The organism is Enterococcus sp. 2STP, from assembly GCF_032465635.1.
Classification (GTDB): domain Bacteria; phylum Bacillota; class Bacilli; order Lactobacillales; family Enterococcaceae; genus Enterococcus_B; species Enterococcus_B lactis.
In genome coordinates this window covers 1-17,817 of record NZ_JAWDJH010000011.1, presented here as the reverse complement: position 1 = coordinate 17,817, position 17,817 = coordinate 1, and the positions used below count along the sequence as shown (strand labels likewise).

Below are 17,817 nucleotides of genomic sequence, written 5' to 3'. Positions count from 1 at the left end.
TTCTTCGAAAAATAAGCCGAAATTTCTTGAAGCTGCCCGCTTCTGTCACAACCTCTTTTATTAGGTATTTTTCACTTTTTCTAATTTATAACTTTCAAAGTAACGCTCATCTTTTTTACTTTGAGACCATGCAAACAATCCCATCAGGGCAGCACCTATCGTATTTGTCAGCAAGTCGCCCATCGTATCCATCAATGCTGCTCGTCCGACAAACAGTGTGCCATCAGAAGCAGCAAAACGTTGAAGATTCATGCCTAAGAACTGGTCGCATAAGAATTCCCAGAACTCCCAAAACACGCCGCAAAGTCCAGCAAACGCAAAGCCGAATAAAAGGAACAACCAAGGACTGGTTTTTGATATCTCCGCATCTTTCATCAAGTAACCAATCAATCCATAGCCAAGAGCTGTCAGGACCATTGGACTCACCGCATGTAAGATTTTGTCCCAAAAAGAGATGATACTGATCAAATGCATCCCTGTACCTAAAAAGACAGAGATGAATAAGAAAAACCAGTAAAACAAAACGATTGCTGCTGGAATTTTAAGTTTGAAAACTGTCAAAATGACTTGTGGCATGAAAATCAATGCAATCCCTAATAAAGATTCCACGATAAATGTGATTCCTTGAGAAGTCGAATACTTTTGGGTGATAAATTCATAAAAATTATAGCAGACAACGAATACACCAAAAGCAAGTAAAGCTATTTGAACCTTTTTGATTTCTTTAATCACTGAAAGTCCCTCCATCTAAAAATCTTTTTACTTCTGAAAGCAACTCAGTCTCTGAAGAAACCACTTTTCCATTCAATTTGATCAGTCCTACTGTATATAAGTTCAGATAGTGAAATTGATTCTCAGCTGTTTCTTGTAGCGCAGCGATTTTTTTCGGGTGGGTTCCGCCTTGCTGCCGAGTATCAGTATACAAGCCAATCACTGGGATACCTTTCGCATAAGCCACACCGATTTCCGATGCTACGCCAGCATCAATCGTCAATCCATCTAATAAAGCAATCATCAAATCGCTTTCCAACACTTTTTCTGAGTCTGCAAGAGCAATCATCCGACTGTCTGCATAAGCAGTTTTGTCATTGATTGCTTCATTTTCTTGAGGAAGATAAATTGAAAGTTCAGGAGAGAGCGCTCTGACTTCTTTAACTATCTGCTCGTTATATAACAAATCACTTTTAGCAAACATTGGTGCGGCAAAATAAATTTTCATCTAAACATCATCCTTTTTATTAAAAATAATCGCTAAAGTAAGCTTCCATGTTTGGAATGATACGCTCTAGTGACTTCAGTGTTTCTTCATCTGTTTCTAACCGTTCGATTCTTGCTAAATAAGAAGCACGTCGATAATTCATCATCAAGCAAGTCAATGTTTGGATATTCAATCGAACAGGGTTTCCTATAGGTTCATTCAAGACACGGACTTTTCCTTGTTCATCCCATGTTAAAGCAAAGACGCCATTATTCCAAGGAGCGACAGGATCTTCAATGATGAAATGAAAAGCATCAGCTGTTCCAACAAACGGAAACCGTTGAAGGAATTCTTTTACATCAACGATCCGAGCCATAAAATATGGTTCGATCTGCTCTTTGATCTGACTGTCTTCAATCAAAAAAGCTAAGGGCTCATTTTTGTAAATATCTCCATGTACCCAGTAAATCATGGAAAAATGAGCGGAAATAAAGTTCCATAAGCCATTTCGAGCTTCTTGATCAAGATAGAACATTTCTTTTACGTGAAATATTTCTTCAGCTACCCAGTAGAATAGAACACCTCTTGGTTCATGATTGCTATCGTAGTAGACAGCGGCTGTGCGCTCATCTTCATTTTCGAAACGCCAATATTCTTCCCAATGAAAATCACTGCGGAATAAAGCACCATGGTTTCGTTGGGCAAATTTGTCATAAACGGCAAATACGTCTGGATGATCAACTGATAATCGCTCAACCATACCACTTACTGGGACTTGTTTAGGTAGCTGTGTATCTCTGATTTTAAAGGAAAGTTTATCAGACATGATCTCCCATCCTTTGCGCCGATAATAGGGGATACTATAAGGATACAAATAAGAGATCCATTGCTTGTTCTTGCGCATATTATCCAATGCAACGATGATTAAATCTTGCATCAATCCGTGGTTCGCATATTCTGGATAAGTTCCAACTCCAGTCACACCTCCCATTTTATAACGTGCACCGTGAATATTGACTTCACAAGGATAGATAGCGATTTGAGAGATTAGTTTGTTTTCATGGAACCACCCGAACACTTTCGATACTTCTAAAATCGGTCTTTTGGAACGGATAAAAGCTCGTTTGTTCTCAAACCCGCTTTCCTCGATATCTGCTTCAGTCACTTGGAACACATAGGAAAGTAATTCGTTGAACTGATCGATATGTTCTTGAGTGACTGGTTTTAATTCAAGATTTTCTCTAAAATCTTTTTGATCCATTTTTTCATCTCCATTTATTAGCTTGATAACAGTATAGCAAAATTCTACCAAAAAAACTTCTAAAGCTGACTAATTAAAAAGTCTTTAAATTACTGCTTTTCGTTGGTATAATGGAAAGTGCTGATTATATGAAAAGAGGAGACGCTATGGATATAAAGAAAATGAAAGAACGCCAAGAGCAGATTCGTAATTTTTCGATCATTGCTCATATCGACCATGGAAAATCTACATTGGCCGATCGTATTTTAGAAATGACGCACACTGTGACGTCTCGCGAAATGCAAGATCAGCTGTTAGACTCGATGGATTTGGAACGTGAACGTGGAATCACGATTAAATTAAATGCTGTAGAACTCAATTACACAGCGAAAAACGGAGAAACATATATCTTTCACTTGATCGACACTCCAGGGCACGTCGACTTCACCTATGAAGTCTCTCGAAGCCTTGCTGCCTGTGAAGGCGCCGTTTTAGTGGTCGATGCAGCCCAAGGAATCGAAGCCCAAACATTGGCCAATGTTTATTTAGCGTTAGACAATGATTTGGAGATCCTGCCAGTCATCAATAAAATCGACCTACCTGCAGCAGATCCCGAACGTGTCCGTCAAGAAATCGAAGACGTAATCGGAATCGATGCTAGTGAAGCTGTATTAGCCAGTGCCAAATCAGGGATTGGGATCGAAGATATTCTCGAGCAAATCGTGGAATATGTTCCAGCACCAACTGGAGACTTAGACGCACCGCTAAAAGCTTTGATCTTTGATTCTATTTATGATAGTTACCGCGGTGTTGTTCTAAATGTCCGGATCACGGACGGTATGGTCAAACCAGGAGATAAAATCAAACTGATGAGTAATGGCAAAACATTTGATGTTACAGAGGTTGGGGTCTTCTCGCCAAAAGCAGTTGCTAGAGACTTTTTGATGGTCGGTGATGTCGGTTATATCACAGCAAGTATCAAAACTGTCCAAGATACTCGAGTAGGGGATACAGTAACGTTAGCAGACCATCCTGCCGCTGAAGCTTTACCAGGTTACCGAAAAATGAATCCGATGGTTTATTGTGGTCTTTATCCAATTGATACTTCTCGTTACAACGATTTGCGGGAAGCTTTAGAAAAACTGCAATTGAATGATGCTGCTTTGCAATTCGAACCAGAAACCTCTCAAGCATTAGGATTTGGGTTCCGCTGCGGATTCTTAGGACTTCTTCATATGGATGTCGTCCAAGAACGTTTGGAACGAGAATTCAATCTAGAATTGATCACGACTGCACCATCCGTTATTTACCATGTTAATAAAACAGATGGTACGACTGCTACAGTTGATAACCCGGCAGATTTTCCTGAACCTGTAACGATCCAAGATGTAGAAGAACCATTTGTCAAAGCACAGATTATGGTGCCCAATGATTTTGTCGGTGCAGTCATGGAACTTTCTCAACGAAAACGTGGAGAATTCATTACGATGGATTACTTAGACGATTACCGAGTAAATGTCGTCTATAATATTCCGCTTTCTGAAATCGTCTTTGACTTTTTTGACAAATTGAAATCAAGCACAAAAGGCTATGCCTCATTGGATTATGAAATGTCTGGTTATCAAAAAAGCAAGTTAGTGAAGATGGACATCTTACTGAATGGAGAAAAAGTCGATGCATTAAGCTTTATCGTTCACCGAGACTTTGCCTATGAACGTGGAAAAGCAATCGTTGAAAAACTGAAAAAACTAATCCCACGCCAACAATTTGAGGTGCCAATCCAAGCAGCTATTGGACAAAAAATCGTTGCCCGTTCAGACATCAAGGCCTTGCGTAAAAACGTCTTGGCTAAATGTTATGGTGGAGATGTTTCTCGTAAACGTAAACTCTTAGAGAAACAAAAAGAAGGGAAGAAGCGGATGAAACAAATCGGCTCCGTCGAAGTTCCGCAAGAAGCCTTCATGGCCGTTCTGAAAATGGATGAGGATGAACCGAAGAAGTAGCAAGGGTTTTTCTCTATTCATTAAAACCCTTGCGCTGACTTTTCCCACATTTTTCCCACGTTAAAATGGGAGATGATTAAAAGACATTATCACGTAACATCTTTTCAAAGATGTCGATAGTGTCTTTTTTCATTTTTTTAGTTACATGTGCGTAAGTATCCATAGTAGTAGCTAATCTAGAATGCCCTAATCTTGCTTGTATTTCTTTAGGTTTTGCTCCTTGTTCTAAAAGCATGGTAGCATGTGTATGGCGAAATGAGTGGAAATTAAAATTCACTTTTGTTTGTTTGCGTAATTTTGCAGTATACCACTTGATTGAATTGGGAGTAACTGGTTGACCATTTTCTTTTACACACACAAAGTCCGAATCTATATATTTACTTCCATAAAATAATTTATTTTCTTTTTGTCTCTTTTTCATCATTTTTAATATTTTTAATAGAGTATCTCCCAGAAGAATGGTCCTATACGAAGCTTTTGTTTTTGGTGTTCCAAGAGTAAAGTCTTTTCCATCTTGGATCATAATTCTTTCCACTCTTAATGTTTCATCTTCGAAATCTATATCTTTCCACATTAGACCACATACTTCTGCACGCCGTAAACCAGTTTGAAAACTAATCATCATGGGTAAATAGTAAGGATCACTAGGGGAAATTGCGGAAGAGAGTAGTTTAAAATCTTCCATTGAAATAATTTTCAAGTCTCCTTTATCTTTCCATTCTTTTAAGTCATATTTAGGGATTTTGATATATCGTGTAGGATCCTGATGTAAATAACCATAGGGATATATAGCCATTTGAAATCCCTTATTTAAAACACCTTTTATAATTGACAAAGTTTGTTTTGAAAATCCTTTGTTAAATTCTTCGTTAAGCAATTCTTGAAGCTTACCAGGTTTCACAGATTTCAACTTATAATTACCTATATATGGATAAATATGATTGTCTAAAATCCCTCGATAATTCTTTTGAGTATTTTTTTTAAGGTTTATTTTTACGTAGTTATTGAACCAATATTCGTAATAATCAATAACAGATATGTCAGAGAGGGATAGCACGTCTCCTGTGGTTTGATATTCTTTAATGGCGTCTCTTAATGCGTTCTGAGCTTCTTCTTTAGTTTTACCTCCAAAGCGTTCTATTTGTTTCCGTTCGCCATTTATATAAGCTAAATCCATTCTGTAATACCAACTATTTCCACGTTTTCTTACTGAGCCATTCATACTTATTTTCCTTTCGTATTTGTAATAAAGAAATATGACAAACTGTTTAAACTATATCAGTCAATGTGAGTTAAATTTGTTTACTTTCTTATATCTTCACTAATAATAAGAACTTATGTTCTGTCTTGTTTAAAAAGAAAAGCCCGAAGGCAAGTCTTTTTTATTGAATAATTTCACAAGCTTGTAAAGTTAAGTATTGTCCGTCTGTAATCTGGATAAACTTATTGTTAGTAAAGGTATCATTCGAAACAATATCTTCCCCGTTAGCATCTGTTGATATTTTTACGTAAGCATCATTTGAATCAGCTTTTAATTCATATTCACCAGCTTTGATATCAAAGCCCACTTTATAAGTTCCTTGTTTATAATCTCCAGTGTAAGGGGAAACTTCCGAGATAGGTGTAGCAACAATATCTTGTAAAGTTAAGTATTGTCCATCTTGAACAGATAAGTAACCAAATGTGTTGAAAGTTCCATTTGTAATGATTTCTTCCCCGTTTGGGTCTGAACTTATTTTGTAATAAGCGATACTACCATCACTAGTTAGTTTATATTCACCAGCAGGCATTTTTTCACCAATTTTATAATTGCCAGTTTTAAATTCTGTGTGTTTTTCTTCGTTTGAAGAAACAGTTGATGTATCTTCTGAAGATAATTCAGTTGAAGAATCAGTAGTGTTTCCTGAATTTTCTTTAGAATTAATTTCGCTAGAAGCTTTTGCCACTAAGCTATCATAATAAGAATTAAAAGTTGAATCATCCGTATATTCTGTTTCTTTTAGTTCTTTTGCTTGATTGGAAGCAGCTACTTGAGTTGTAATAATCATTAGTACAAAAGAAGCTAATGATATACCTAATGTAATAAGGCTTTTTTTCTTTGGTTTTTTTTTCAAAAAACTAGTTATTAACCATACCAAACCAACAATGAAACTAATAAAAAATACTACGAATAAAATTAATACAAAATTCTCCATATTTCCTCCACAACAATAAAAATATATTTACTCCCATTTAATGGCAGGTAGTAGTAGTCGCCAAAATTTAAAAATTAATTTTTTCCAAAGCAAATAATTTCATTTCTTTTTCTACTTTACCAAACAGATATTTAGGCAAGTCAAAGTACTCTAATATGAGATCGGCACGAAAGTAATCTGCGTAAGGAAATAGTTCTGCGTAGTAATTCACAAGCAAATATACAGCACCTTTATCTGCTTCATTTTCTATTTTTCCTTTAGCAAATCTGTTTCTATTGTAATAGGCTTGTATACCATCGTGAAAAATGACATGAGTAAGTTCATGTGCACACAAAAACAGAGAAAAAGGCTGCTCCCGAAAATAGCTCTTGATAAAAGCTACCTCTAATTCTGAAACAGCTAATCCCATTTGATTTTCAGGAAGTTTATCCGTAAAAACTATGTCAACATTTTTATACTCAGCAATAGCAAAAGGATTATATGTTCCTATTTTTTTAGCTATTTCATGTAACTCGTCTACAGCCCATACCATAATTTAACCTTCTTTGTTCTTTTCTTTTTGTTTTTTTGACCAAAAATATCCTGCGATTAAATCATCTATTACTTCTCTGTCTTTTTCAGTTGCCAAATCGTCACCATATGACATGCCGGAATTAGACTTAAGAATCTTATCTAACTGTATGACATCTTCTTTTTTTGCCCAGTCGGGCGTTTTATTTCTACCTAATAAATAATCAGTAGTGACACCGAAAAAATCCGCAAGAGCTGTTAGTGTTTCTCTATCCGGACTTCTTTCTCCACGTTCATAACCAGAAATAGAAACTTTAGAGACATGGACAATATTTCCTAATTCTTGCTGCGTTAGTTTTTTACTTTTTCTAAGTTCTTTTAATCTAGTACCAAAGTCCATATTAACACCTCATTTCTAAATATGATTTTATCGTTAACTACCTGTTAACTCAAGCATTAAAAAAAAGTTAGCTAAATAGTAATTTTGCTGTTGACAATTAACTAACAGTTAACTTATAATAAAGTTAACCTGAGGTTAACAAATATAAGGAGGAAAACAAATGGTTTTAAAAAAGTTAGAAAAAATCCGAAAAGAAAGCGGAAAAACTTTTCAAGATGTAGCGGATCAAGCTGGATTAACTAAAGAATTCTACTGGATGATAGAGAAAGGAAAGAGAAAACTTTCTTACGAGAATGCAGTAAGAATCGCTTTAGTATTTGGTAAAGAACCAGATGACATTTTTTTAGAGTCTGAGTTAACTAAAACGGAACAAAAACGTGTGGTTGAGGTAATTAAATGAAAAACGATAAAGATTTTCTTGAAGGTAAATTTTGTACGATTGTTTTGCCAATATTACTTTCTATTATTGTTTCAATTGTTTACCAATTATTAGTTAACTAAAAAAGGAGTGCTTTTCATGTCACGACAAGAAAAAATAAACATCGTACTTGATGCAAGACCTAGACTTGTTCACATCATCAAGTGTGCTACAGATGATCAACTTGATCGTTTAGTTGAAGAAGTTCAAAAAGAGCTTGAACGTGAATTAGACGAAGCAGCTTTCGTTTGATTCTTTAAATTAATAGTATAAAAAAATCGCTCGTATTGATATACGGGCGAATAAGAAATTGAGGTGTTTAAACTGTTAAGACAATCAGCTGTCATTCGAGAATCATTAATTAAGGTGATAAATAAGAGTGGCAAAACGAAGAAAGAAATAGCAAAGCAAGTTAATGTATCTCAACAGTCATTGAGTGACTGGACAACACCACATAAGACTAAGCCTGTAACATTAGAAAATGCTCAAGTTTTAACGGATCATTTCAGAGATTCTGATTTTACTATGCAAGTGATTCATGAGTTTTTTGGGCTATTCAAATCTATTGATAGTGAAGTCTATAGAAAAGACCCTTCTTCGCTAGACAAGCTTCAAAGAATTGAATCCGATGAGCGAAAGCAGAAGAAACAAGAAGTCGAAAAAATTCTTCTCAAAAACGTTGAGTATTTAACCGTTGATGATCGGCAACAAATAATCTCATACGCTTATGAGTATTTAGACGAAATTATGGTTGAAGTAACACTTATCAGTGGTCTATGTGAAATGCTGGGAATCGATATTCGGAAGCTAAGTGAAGAGAGATTATCATATTGGATTAATCAAGGATACATGAAAGGATGATTATCTGTGAATCAAACAACAAACATACCAAAAGAAAGTTTCTCTGTTAAGGAAACCGCTAAAATTATGAATACTAGTGAACACGTAATAAGAAACCTTATTAAAACGGGAGAATTAAGGGCAATAAAATTTGGAACCCTTTCGATTCCTCTTTTTGAAATTAGAAGATTTATGAAATCTGCTATCAGTAGCCAAAAGGACTATAGAGAATTTTCTGATCCGGAAATGTTAAAAAAGAATAGAATATACAAAATTAATTGAGGTGGGGTAAATGAAGACTGTATACAAAATGACTGTAAAAGGTGCTTTGCTAATGAGTTTAGTAGCAATTGTATTGGCAAGTATTAATCCAGCATATGCGCTGATTTATTGGGGAACTTTAGTAGTAGTTACTGCTGTAAGAGAAAGTTTCAAAATGCCAACACAAAAAAGACCGACCAGCGATGGCCGTCGCTAATCGGCAAATTTAAAAAAATCATAACTAAGGAGATTTTACCACATGAATAAAAAAATTGAAAATCTGATTGCTGAATTAAAAGAAGAATTGAAAAAAGAAGATGTTGGACACGCTATTTCCACGTTTGATATGAATACAGGGAAAGGAATTTCTTCGATTGGCGGAGCAATTTCTGAATCAGGAATTGCTTTACTCAATAGCTTGACTTCTTGGACTGAATCTATGGAAAAGGCAGAATGTCCATGCGAAGTTTGTCATTATTTAAGGGATATTTTCGGTATTGAACAACCAAAACATCAGCACGTAGAAATGACCTTTGAAGAATTAATGCGTTTCATGAACGGAGGTAATCGGCATGAATGATTTTGGACAAGCACTGGATCATCAATTGAAAACTTTGCCTGACGAAGAAGAACCAAAGGCATTCGACTGGCGAGGTAAACCTCTGTATCCAGGGGAAACAGTTTATTCAATTGAAAATGAGTATGTTCGTGAAGATGATTTAAAAGCGTTCATTGAAAATAGTGTGGGAAAGCCGGTGATGATATGACTGAAAGTGAAAATCTATCCTTTAATGAAAAAATAATCTCCATTCAAAATGATTTGAAGGCTCCGAAAAGCCAGTATAGCAAATATGGCAATTATAACTATAGAAGTTGTGAAGACATTCTAAAAGCCGTGAAACCATTAAACAAAAAGATGGGATTGCTTTTAACCTTAACAGATGAGCCAGTAATGATTGGTGACCGCTTTTATATAAAGGCGACTGCTCTATTAACTGATGGTAATGAGAGTAAAAGTATTGTCGGATATGCGAGAGAAGCTGAATCAAAGACAAAAATGGATGATAGTCAAGTGACCGGTTCTGCTTCGTCTTATGCCCGTAAATATGCGCTAAACGGATTGTACTTGATTGATGATACAAAAGATTCTGATGCATTACCACCAACGGATCAATCATCAGAAGAAGAAAATCTCAATGAGGTATTTATAGAAACATTCAATAAATACGTTCAGGATATTTCTAATATAACCAAAGCATCAAAAGAAGTGATTGCTGCCAATGTATTGGGCAAGCATGGTTATGAACGCATAGAACAAGTGACCGAAGAATTTTATTCGGAATTAATTGGTTATCTAAAAATTCTATTCAAAAAAGCAGAAGGTAAATACAACAGACAACCCAAAGAACAGCCCCAAAAATCATCGTGGGAGGACTTTTAAATGACAAACGAACTTTCAACAGAATTATTGTTTGACGTAGAGTACACACCAAGCATCATCAATATTACTAATGAGGATCAACTAGCCTTGCTCATCAATGCAACAGTTCAAAAATATGACAATTTAATTTTTAAAGAGTCGGATATTGCAGATGCTAAAAAAGCTCGAAAAGAATTGAAGAGAATTTTTACTTTGATTGATGATAAACGAAAAGAAGTGAAAAAGGATTTTAACGAACCATTGAAATCTTTTGAAGAAAAAATAAAAGAGTACAGTACTGAAATACAAATGGTTTCGAATAAAATTGATTCTCAAATCAAAGAATTTGAAGAAAAAACTAAGGAAGATCGAAAAGTAATTGTGTTAGCTGAACTAACCGAACAAGCTACCAATTATGGATTAGAAGTTTCAGAAATAGAGTTGAAGTCTTCATGGCTTAACTCTTCAAACTTTACTGCTAAAAATAAACTTACTAAAAAGATTGAAAAAGAGATTCTAGCTGAATGTATTGAGATAAAACAAAGAAAAGACACAAGAGAACAGAATAAAAAACTAGTTGAAAGTTACGCAAAGGCAAACAAGCTAGAACCACATTCTTGGGTCATGTTGATTGATGAAGGCTTAACGGCTGCTAATATCTTTCCAAAGATAGATGCAGCAGCTAAGGAAGTTTTAGAGCAAGAACAAAGGGAACTAGAAAAAGCAGAAGCAGAAATCAAGCAAGCTTTACCAAATAAAACGGCTGTAGAAGTACACAAAGAACTACATGCAGAAGAAAGCGAAGATGAACCGACTTACTCATTTACTTTAAATATCACAGGAACGGCAAAACAAATTTCCATTATCAAAAAGACAATCGAAGATTTAGGCGTGAAGTATCAGGTGGAGATGGATGAATGAGATTCCTAGCTAAAGTATTTGAAGTGAAAAATAATTGGTTTCGAATACAGTCTAGTAAGCCAATCAATCGTGAGTTTTTAAATTTATTAGCGGATGGACAAGAACTTTATGTAGAAGTAAAGGTCCATGACAATCGAAAGATTACATCAAAGCAAAATGCTCTTTCTCATTCATTGATTCGGGATATTGCGAGATATAGCAACGACTACCCTGAAAGAACAGAGCTATTGATGAAATATTACTACAAAGGAAGAACAGGAGAAGTGTTTTCCCATCGGTTAGCTACTCGTCATGAGGCTAACCAATGGATTCATTTCTTAATTGATTTTGTCCTAGAAGCAAATATCGAGCTTCCTGGAGATTACATTTATCTTCTAGAAGATGATTATTGGTTTTATTCCTCTTTGAAACATCGAAAATGTTGTCTTTGTGGCGAACATGCAGACATTGCTCACTTTCAATCAGTGGGAGCAGGAAAAAATAGAAAGAGAACCGATCATCGTTTATTGCTGCTCATGGCACTATGTCGTAAACATCACCAACTACAGCATCAGCAAGGTATAAATTATTTCGTTAAAGCGAATCAGATTATTCCGGTTCGATTAGAGGAAGAAGATATTTTAAAACTGAAGCTTACTTCTAAGAAAGTTTTAGATGAATTTAAAGAGCAGGAAGTATTACAAGGATATTTTGAATTAGAAACTGCATAAGTACTAGGAGGTAATGACTTGGCAAGACCTACAAAGGATGGTCTTGATTATTTTCCACTTGATGTTGATATTTTCGAAGATGAAAAAATAGAGGCTATTGCTGGGGAATTTGGCATAAAAGGTGAGCTTGCGGTTATCAAACTGCTATGTGCGGTATATAAAAAAGGATACTTCATTGTGTGGAATGATTTAACCAAAGCGACCCTTTTAAAACGCCTGCCTGGAGTAAGTAAGGAATTATTAGATCAGATTGTAGCCCGCTTGGTTGCGTGGGAATTCTTTAACGAAGACCTGTTCAATTCGGCTAAGGTGCTGACATCTGAAAACATCCAAGCCGTGTACTTCGAAGCAACAAAAAGACGAAAATCACCAAAACCAACCCAATACGTAATTAATGTAAACATTAACTCTTCTTCTAATGGAGATAATGTAAACATTAATCCACAAAGTAAAGTAAAGGAAAGTAAAGAAAATAAAAGTAAAGAAAATACTACTGAATCAGAACAGTATTCGCTCCAAATATATTCTTATCTCGAAAAAAATGGGTTCGGTAGTCCGTATGGAAATACTATGGGAGACAATATCAATTTTTGGTTAAAAGACCTAGAAGAAGCAGGATTGACCATTGAACAAGCAGATGCTTGGATGATCCATGGTGTAAATACAGCAATCGAAAATAATAATCGCAGATGGAAATATTTAGAAGGTATTCTCAAGAATCGTTTCAACAAACGTCTATTTAGTAAGGCTGCTATTGAAGGTGAAGAGGAAAAACGGAAAAATCAGCAGGCAAAATCTTCAAATTCAAAATATCAAAATAATGTGCGACGTGAAAAGTTACCTGACTGGGTAGATAAACAGCAAGAAGAAAATGCACTAGACCCTAATAAAAAAGCTGAAATTGACCGACGTTTTGAAGAATATTTGAAACGGAAAAAAGAGTCGACATCGGCACAGGGGAATAGCACATCTAATTATATATGAAGGATGATTGTATGAACGTAACCAAAGAAGAGAAAATTAGAGCAAGAAAGCAACTTATTGTATTAATGGCAGGTCGTTCTGTCAATGACTTAACAGAAGAAGAGCTTAAAACTGTTCAATCAATTAGCAAAAAAATTAGTTCTGATTTAATGGGAACATCAAGACCGTTGCCAAAGATGGAATTAAGTGAACTGACCTATGAAAAATATAAACACTTAATTGATCTCGGTTATTTATCTAGAGACATACAAAAAGCGGTAGGAGTTTCTTCTGGCAGATTTTTAAACTGGAAATACCAAAATTTCCCTGAACATGCAGTTAAAAAAATGCGGAAGAAACGCAGAACAAAAAAGTAGGTGGGACAGTTGAATAAAAAAGATGTCCCACCTAAGAAGAAACGCCCAAGGTATTCGCTTGATGATGGAACAATAGAGAAGCTCGACTGGCTTTATGAACAAGATAAGAAAGTCATGAATAAGCGTATCTATCCTTCTGATACATTAACGAAAATCATTAATGATGCATATGAAGTAAGAAAGGCTTTTGGAAATTAATATCAGGAAGGTTGAGGAAAAATGAATAAAAAAGAACGCAAAAGTTTCGATAGAGTTAAAGGTATGCGCTCGCCGTTGCCTAAAAATTGGCGACAAGGAGCAAGCCCAAAATCAACCAATAGATGTCACGGTTGGGTTGCTGAAATGGATAGAGGCTACACGGATGGTAGTTTTGCCGTTTTAGTTCGGACTGTTGAGACAAAAGAATATGGTCCAGTACTTCATGCGGCTATTCGTAACATTGAAAACACGGATATTCCTTGGCGAGAAAAACAAAGAATCAAAAATGAATTATTTGGAGAAGAACGTGAAGCTATAGAGTTTTTTCCAAAAATGAGTGAATTAGTGGATGAAGCCAATATGTATCATCTCTGGGTATTTCCGCCCAAAATTCAGTTGCCATTTGGGTTGACTGCAAAGTTGGAGGATTAAAGAAATGAAAAAAATCGAAAATTGGTTTGATATTATCAGCGATTTATTAGGATGTACTTTTGTTCTTGCTCTCATTCTTATGCTTGTGGGGGCTTTAATGAAGTTAGCAGTAATCATTTGGCAATCTATTTTTTAGGAGGAAATAAAATGAGAACAGTCATTCAAGGCAAAGAAATCACAGTAACAATTAAATCGGAGCGAGAATTAGACACACAAGAAATAATTGCAGCACATCAATTGGCTACAGGAAATTTTGAAGCTTTATTTATCAAAGAAGATAGCGAAACAACCAACACCAACAAAGAAGCAAAAACGAAATCTGTAGAAAACAATATTCCAAAATGGGTTCAAGCAGAAGTCACATGTCCTGTATGTAGGTATAGAGGCAGAAATATAACCAAATATGGCAATGTATTTACAAAATGTCCTAGTTGTAAAACACCTTTGTATAACAAATATGCAACAGGAATTGCTGGTGAACATGATAAAGCAGGTAACTATTACTATGCTGAGGAGGTCTTACGTCCTAAAAACGGAGGATTGACTGATGAGGAACAAGAACTATTAAAATCAATGAGCCAAGTAGTGACTAGTGAAAACGATGGATAAAATCAATGAGTTAATAAGCAAATATGATTTTCCTTTGTCAGTTCTAAGCGATGTCAATCATCGCTTGGAATGTTGCAAAGAAGAAGCATATGTGGCTCAGCAAGTAAGATATTTAGAAAACTTAGTGAAGTTCGGAAAAGTAAATTTGAAGGTGGAAAAAAATAATGGTTGAAATGACAATTTTTTGGAGCGTGATGGGCGCAGTATTAGCAATCTTTGGTTTTTATTTAATCAATCATACAAACAAGCGAGGAAAAGACTGCACAGTATTAGGAATCACTTTATTAACCGTTGGAATTTTGATTGCAGTTGGAGCAGAACTGAACCTTTATGTAAATGGTACACAAGAAGATTTGGTGAAGTTTATGTTTTGGATGAATGGTTAGGAGGACAGCGATGAATAAACAGGAAGCCATCAAGGATTTAGAAAGTCTTAAAATGATAGGAAATGATGCAAGAGCTGCTTGCTATAACGAGGGTATAAATGCAGGTATTACGATAATAAAACAACTAGACGAACCGCAAAAGCCAGTGGTGCCACAATCCATAGCGGTATTAATAGAAAAATACAAAGAAGATGATGTACAGCTAACTGATATTCTTGTTTGCTTTAAGGATTGGTTAGAATCAGAAGAAGGTGACTACAGCGATGAGATTAGTTGGGTAGTTGCAAATCCAGAGCCGTTCATGCGTGCTTGGCTAATTGGCTACGAGGTCGAGAAAGAGCCGTTGTATTACGTAGTATTTGATATTTTGAAGGAACAGAAATTTTTAGTGAAAAACATTAAAACAAAATTGTTCTATTTATCAAATAACGAAAATGTTATAGGTAACTACGAGCAAGTAAGTTTTACCGAACAAGAAATCAAAGCAATAGATGAGAGATTCTGGCCGTTTGCTGTGCCAGTGGAAGAGGAGGCAGAAGGATGAAGACAGAACTCACTATGCAAGCAGAAAAATGCTTGTGGCATGAAACAAATCGCATGGGAGTATTTGGTTGTTTTGAAGTAACAATTGGATGGTCTGGTAATGAAAGAGTAGATTATATTACTTATTCAACAGACAATACAATCCGATGCTATGAAATTAAAGTAAGCATGGCTGATTTGAAAAGCAAAGCGAAACAAACGTTTATAGGCGATTACAATTATTTAGTCATTACTCAAGATTTATGGGAGAAGATGCAGCAAGACGATAAATTGATGTGGAAATATTATTCCCAAGGGATATATGTTTTTAGTGAAAAATATCTTGGCATGACAAGTGTTAAGAAAGCGAAGAAACAAAATGTTTCGCTAGGTACACGATCAACTGTATTAGAAAGCATGGTTCGTTCCATGAATCGAGAAATGCATAAATTCTATAAAATTAAACCTTTTTGGGAAATAAAGGAAGTAGAACAGGAAGAGGTGGTAGAAGGATGAAATATAAATGCTTAGAAACATTCAGTTTACCTAAATACGATGATGAAGTTGAAACAGAGCGAGAACTTATCGTGCCGGCAGGTAGTATTTGGGAGAGCGAGAAACCTGTCAGAGAAATGGATCAGGAAGTAGTGATTACTCATAAAAATGGCTGGTGGTTAGAAATTTCAAGGGAACTATTCAATTTAATGTTTGAGGTGGCAGAAGGATGAAATATAGAAAGAAACCAGTAGTTATTGAAGCAGTACAATTTGATCGATCAAAAGCGGAAAAGGATGTTGCAAAGTACTATCCGATGGTTACAGATATGGCTAGATTAACTACAGCGAAAGGAACCGAAGAACGTGAAGGCAGATTTTTCATTTCTACTTTAGAAGGCAATATGACTGTTATAGATGGAGACTATATTATTCAAGGTGTGGAAGGCGAATTTTATCCATGTAAGCCAGATATTTTTGAAAAAACATATGAGGCGGTGGAAGAATGAGCAAGTCGTTGAAATGGTTAGAAGCAGAATCAGACAGATTAGAAAAAGAGTGTAACGAGAATAACGACCCTCACAAAACGGTAAATCATAGCTTTTTAGAAGGATTCAATTATGCGCTATTAAATGCCCAAGCCCTTGAAGAAATACAGCTAGACGACAACCAGAAAATCGTGTTGGAGTGGTTGAAGAGTAATGACTACTCTTTAAAACTTCCGATACTAGCAATTAATCAATTAGATAGAATGACAGATTTAAAGGTTAGAAAAGCTCACTGGCAACTTGACAGAAAACAAGAAAATGAAGTCCTAGCAGCATTTGCACAGTGGGGATTAGAATAGGAGGAAGCGGAATGATCCACGAACTAAAAATACTACCAGAATATTTTGAAGCAGTCACAAGCGGACGCAAACAATTCGAGATCCGCAGGAATGATCGTAATTTTAAAGTTGGTAGTCAGTTAATTTTGAGAGAGTGGACTGGCGAAAAATATACAGGCAACTCATACAAAGCAGAAATCACTTATATTACTGATTACGCTCAGCAAGATGGATATGTAGTGCTAGGAATTAGAGGGATGGAGGAAATGGAATGAAATACAAATGCTTAGAAACATTCAGTTTACCTGAATGCGATGATGGAGTTGAAACAGAGCGAGAGGTTGATATTCTGAAAGGGAGTATCTGGGAAAGTGAAGAAGATATCGAAGACAATGACACAGAAGTAGAACTTACTCACGAAAGCGGAGCTTGGTTAGACATTTCAAGAGAACTGTTTGATTTGATGTTTGAGGAAACGGTATGAAGAAAATGGAATCTAGGTTAGAAAAAAGCAAGAAAATGGAGGCTGATACTCTGAATTATCTTGCTAATAAGAATGATAAAAAAATTACTTTGCAAGAAATTGAGATGAATAGCTCGCCAGAGTATTTTATGTGTTTTTTAGGATGTATAAAAAACTTCAAAAAAATTAATAGAACCTATGTTCGAGAAGGCGGAAAACTCATAACAATATTTAGTAAATAAAAAAGCCGGATTCCTCCGACTATGAATAATATTTCTGACACAAGTATTATATCATAATTGGGGGAATCAGAGGATGGTACTTTTCGATGTAAAGAAATATGAGACACCAAGCGCAAAAGATGTTGATATGGACCGCACAAAACATAATGTTGGTGTTTTCCTTTCAGCATATCTATCAGCAAGATGTAG

34 protein-coding genes and 1 pseudogene are annotated in these 17,817 nt (G+C 35.6%); 28 read left to right on the top strand and 7 right to left on the bottom strand.

Going from position 1 to position 17,817, the window contains the following annotated elements:
* Positions 1-60: 60 nt before the first annotated feature.
* From RWU19_RS03115 to eis, 3 genes are read right to left on the bottom strand one after another with little or no spacing between them, the layout of a single operon-like run.
* A complete protein-coding gene (locus RWU19_RS03115) occupies positions 61-747 on the bottom strand; it encodes a hypothetical protein (protein ID WP_002316308.1) in 687 nt (228 codons plus the stop codon).
* Positions 725-1,219: a nucleoside 2-deoxyribosyltransferase gene (locus tag RWU19_RS03110; RefSeq protein WP_123837807.1), complete on the bottom strand. Its 495-nt coding sequence runs from the start codon at positions 1,217-1,219 to the stop codon at positions 725-727. The genes RWU19_RS03115 and RWU19_RS03110 overlap by 23 nt, the downstream gene beginning before the upstream one ends.
* Before the next feature lie 19 nt (positions 1,220-1,238).
* On the bottom strand, positions 1,239-2,459 hold the full coding sequence (gene eis / locus RWU19_RS03105; RefSeq protein WP_002340728.1) for an enhanced intracellular survival protein Eis: 1,221 nt from the start codon (positions 2,457-2,459) through the stop codon (positions 1,239-1,241).
* Positions 2,460-2,605: 146 nt separating this feature from the next.
* Here eis and lepA point away from each other — a divergent pair, with 146 nt between their 5' ends.
* A complete protein-coding gene (gene lepA, locus RWU19_RS03100; RefSeq protein WP_316002649.1) occupies positions 2,606-4,441 on the top strand; it encodes a translation elongation factor 4 in 1,836 nt (611 codons plus the stop codon).
* A gap of 76 nt (positions 4,442-4,517) precedes the next feature.
* Here the strand turns inward: lepA and RWU19_RS03095 are convergent, their stop codons facing one another.
* From RWU19_RS03095 to RWU19_RS03080, 4 genes are all read right to left on the bottom strand, one after another.
* Entirely contained in the window at positions 4,518-5,663 is a 1,146-nt protein-coding gene (locus tag RWU19_RS03095) for a tyrosine-type recombinase/integrase (protein WP_316002650.1), read from the bottom strand.
* A gap of 160 nt (positions 5,664-5,823) precedes the next feature.
* A complete protein-coding gene (locus tag RWU19_RS03090; protein ID WP_316002651.1) occupies positions 5,824-6,636 on the bottom strand; it encodes a hypothetical protein in 813 nt (270 codons plus the stop codon).
* A gap of 67 nt (positions 6,637-6,703) precedes the next feature.
* Positions 6,704-7,168 carry an ImmA/IrrE family metallo-endopeptidase gene (locus RWU19_RS03085; RefSeq protein WP_316002652.1) on the bottom strand — a complete coding sequence of 155 codons (465 nt, stop codon included), beginning with the start codon at positions 7,166-7,168 and terminating at the stop codon, positions 6,704-6,706.
* Positions 7,169-7,171: 3 nt separating this feature from the next.
* Positions 7,172-7,546 carry a helix-turn-helix transcriptional regulator gene (locus RWU19_RS03080; protein ID WP_316002653.1) on the bottom strand — a complete coding sequence of 125 codons (375 nt, stop codon included), beginning with the start codon at positions 7,544-7,546 and terminating at the stop codon, positions 7,172-7,174.
* Between the two features lie 160 nt (positions 7,547-7,706).
* On the opposite strand from RWU19_RS03080, the gene RWU19_RS03075 reads away from it, so the two are divergent.
* The 27 genes and pseudogenes from RWU19_RS03075 to RWU19_RS02945 all read left to right on the top strand — a co-directional run.
* Positions 7,707-7,946, top strand: coding sequence for a helix-turn-helix transcriptional regulator (locus RWU19_RS03075; RefSeq protein WP_316002654.1), 240 nt, complete (start codon positions 7,707-7,709; stop codon positions 7,944-7,946).
* A 117-nt stretch (positions 7,947-8,063) separates the two neighbouring features.
* Positions 8,064-8,216 carry a hypothetical protein gene (locus RWU19_RS03070; protein WP_179189687.1) on the top strand — a complete coding sequence of 51 codons (153 nt, stop codon included), beginning with the start codon at positions 8,064-8,066 and terminating at the stop codon, positions 8,214-8,216.
* A gap of 63 nt (positions 8,217-8,279) precedes the next feature.
* The gene (locus tag RWU19_RS03065; protein WP_316002655.1) at positions 8,280-8,825 is read left to right on the top strand and encodes a hypothetical protein; all 546 of its coding nucleotides are present in this window, start codon (positions 8,280-8,282) and stop codon (positions 8,823-8,825) included.
* Between the two features lie 6 nt (positions 8,826-8,831).
* Complete coding sequence (locus RWU19_RS03060) at positions 8,832-9,086, top strand: helix-turn-helix domain-containing protein (RefSeq protein WP_316002656.1); 255 nt, start codon at positions 8,832-8,834, stop codon at positions 9,084-9,086.
* A 10-nt stretch (positions 9,087-9,096) separates the two neighbouring features.
* Positions 9,097-9,282, top strand: a complete 186-nt coding sequence (locus tag RWU19_RS03055; protein WP_316002657.1) for a hypothetical protein — start codon at positions 9,097-9,099, stop codon at positions 9,280-9,282.
* A 42-nt stretch (positions 9,283-9,324) separates the two neighbouring features.
* Complete coding sequence (locus RWU19_RS03050; RefSeq protein ID WP_316002658.1) at positions 9,325-9,645, top strand: hypothetical protein; 321 nt, start codon at positions 9,325-9,327, stop codon at positions 9,643-9,645.
* The gene (locus RWU19_RS03045) at positions 9,638-9,832 is read left to right on the top strand and encodes a hypothetical protein (RefSeq protein ID WP_316002659.1); all 195 of its coding nucleotides are present in this window, start codon (positions 9,638-9,640) and stop codon (positions 9,830-9,832) included. Before RWU19_RS03050 ends, RWU19_RS03045 begins: the two co-directional genes overlap by 8 nt.
* Positions 9,829-10,506, top strand: a complete 678-nt coding sequence (locus RWU19_RS03040; protein WP_316002660.1) for an ERF family protein — start codon at positions 9,829-9,831, stop codon at positions 10,504-10,506. Before RWU19_RS03045 ends, RWU19_RS03040 begins: the two co-directional genes overlap by 4 nt.
* Complete coding sequence (locus tag RWU19_RS03035) at positions 10,507-11,406, top strand: DUF1351 domain-containing protein (RefSeq protein ID WP_316002661.1); 900 nt, start codon at positions 10,507-10,509, stop codon at positions 11,404-11,406. It begins immediately after the preceding gene.
* Positions 11,403-12,116, top strand: a complete 714-nt coding sequence (locus tag RWU19_RS03030; RefSeq protein ID WP_316002662.1) for a putative HNHc nuclease — start codon at positions 11,403-11,405, stop codon at positions 12,114-12,116. Before RWU19_RS03035 ends, RWU19_RS03030 begins: the two co-directional genes overlap by 4 nt.
* Positions 12,117-12,134: 18 nt before the next feature.
* Positions 12,135-13,100, top strand: a complete 966-nt coding sequence (locus RWU19_RS03025) for a Lin1244/Lin1753 domain-containing protein (protein WP_316002663.1) — start codon at positions 12,135-12,137, stop codon at positions 13,098-13,100.
* 11 nt (positions 13,101-13,111) lie between these two features.
* Positions 13,112-13,456: a hypothetical protein gene (locus RWU19_RS03020; RefSeq protein ID WP_316002664.1), complete on the top strand. Its 345-nt coding sequence runs from the start codon at positions 13,112-13,114 to the stop codon at positions 13,454-13,456.
* A 9-nt stretch (positions 13,457-13,465) separates the two neighbouring features.
* A complete protein-coding gene (locus tag RWU19_RS03015; protein ID WP_410053480.1) occupies positions 13,466-13,654 on the top strand; it encodes a hypothetical protein in 189 nt (62 codons plus the stop codon).
* Between the two features lie 21 nt (positions 13,655-13,675).
* Positions 13,676-14,086, top strand: coding sequence for a hypothetical protein (locus RWU19_RS03010; RefSeq protein ID WP_316002666.1), 411 nt, complete (start codon positions 13,676-13,678; stop codon positions 14,084-14,086).
* Positions 14,087-14,090: 4 nt separating this feature from the next.
* Entirely contained in the window at positions 14,091-14,222 is a 132-nt protein-coding gene (locus tag RWU19_RS03005; protein WP_316002667.1) for a hypothetical protein, read from the top strand.
* Positions 14,223-14,233: 11 nt separating this feature from the next.
* Positions 14,234-14,695, top strand: a complete 462-nt coding sequence (locus RWU19_RS03000) for a hypothetical protein (RefSeq protein ID WP_316002668.1) — start codon at positions 14,234-14,236, stop codon at positions 14,693-14,695.
* Positions 14,688-14,867 (top strand): DUF6877 family protein, encoded by a 180-nt coding sequence (locus tag RWU19_RS02995; protein ID WP_252702777.1) that lies wholly within the window; start codon positions 14,688-14,690, stop codon positions 14,865-14,867. The genes RWU19_RS03000 and RWU19_RS02995 overlap by 8 nt, the downstream gene beginning before the upstream one ends.
* Entirely contained in the window at positions 14,860-15,081 is a 222-nt protein-coding gene (locus RWU19_RS02990; RefSeq protein ID WP_316002669.1) for a phosphocarrier protein HPr domain protein, read from the top strand. Before RWU19_RS02995 ends, RWU19_RS02990 begins: the two co-directional genes overlap by 8 nt.
* 10 nt (positions 15,082-15,091) lie before the next feature.
* Positions 15,092-15,625, top strand: coding sequence for a DUF1642 domain-containing protein (locus RWU19_RS02985; protein ID WP_316002670.1), 534 nt, complete (start codon positions 15,092-15,094; stop codon positions 15,623-15,625).
* Positions 15,622-16,119 (top strand): hypothetical protein, encoded by a 498-nt coding sequence (locus RWU19_RS02980; protein ID WP_316002671.1) that lies wholly within the window; start codon positions 15,622-15,624, stop codon positions 16,117-16,119. Before RWU19_RS02985 ends, RWU19_RS02980 begins: the two co-directional genes overlap by 4 nt.
* Positions 16,116-16,331, top strand: a complete 216-nt coding sequence (locus tag RWU19_RS02975; protein ID WP_316002672.1) for a hypothetical protein — start codon at positions 16,116-16,118, stop codon at positions 16,329-16,331. The genes RWU19_RS02980 and RWU19_RS02975 overlap by 4 nt, the downstream gene beginning before the upstream one ends.
* The gene (locus tag RWU19_RS02970; RefSeq protein WP_316002673.1) at positions 16,328-16,606 is read left to right on the top strand and encodes a hypothetical protein; all 279 of its coding nucleotides are present in this window, start codon (positions 16,328-16,330) and stop codon (positions 16,604-16,606) included. The genes RWU19_RS02975 and RWU19_RS02970 overlap by 4 nt, the downstream gene beginning before the upstream one ends.
* Positions 16,603-16,944, top strand: coding sequence for a hypothetical protein (locus tag RWU19_RS02965; RefSeq protein ID WP_316009841.1), 342 nt, complete (start codon positions 16,603-16,605; stop codon positions 16,942-16,944). Before RWU19_RS02970 ends, RWU19_RS02965 begins: the two co-directional genes overlap by 4 nt.
* An 11-nt stretch (positions 16,945-16,955) precedes the next feature.
* A complete protein-coding gene (locus RWU19_RS02960; RefSeq protein WP_316002674.1) occupies positions 16,956-17,198 on the top strand; it encodes an ASCH/PUA domain-containing protein in 243 nt (80 codons plus the stop codon).
* Complete coding sequence (locus RWU19_RS02955) at positions 17,195-17,407, top strand: hypothetical protein (RefSeq protein ID WP_316002675.1); 213 nt, start codon at positions 17,195-17,197, stop codon at positions 17,405-17,407. The genes RWU19_RS02960 and RWU19_RS02955 overlap by 4 nt, the downstream gene beginning before the upstream one ends.
* Positions 17,404-17,628 (top strand): hypothetical protein, encoded by a 225-nt coding sequence (locus RWU19_RS02950; RefSeq protein WP_316002676.1) that lies wholly within the window; start codon positions 17,404-17,406, stop codon positions 17,626-17,628. The genes RWU19_RS02955 and RWU19_RS02950 overlap by 4 nt, the downstream gene beginning before the upstream one ends.
* 73 nt (positions 17,629-17,701) lie before the next feature.
* A pseudogene (locus RWU19_RS02945) lies at positions 17,702-17,817 on the top strand (ArpU family transcriptional regulator); the annotation flags it as partial.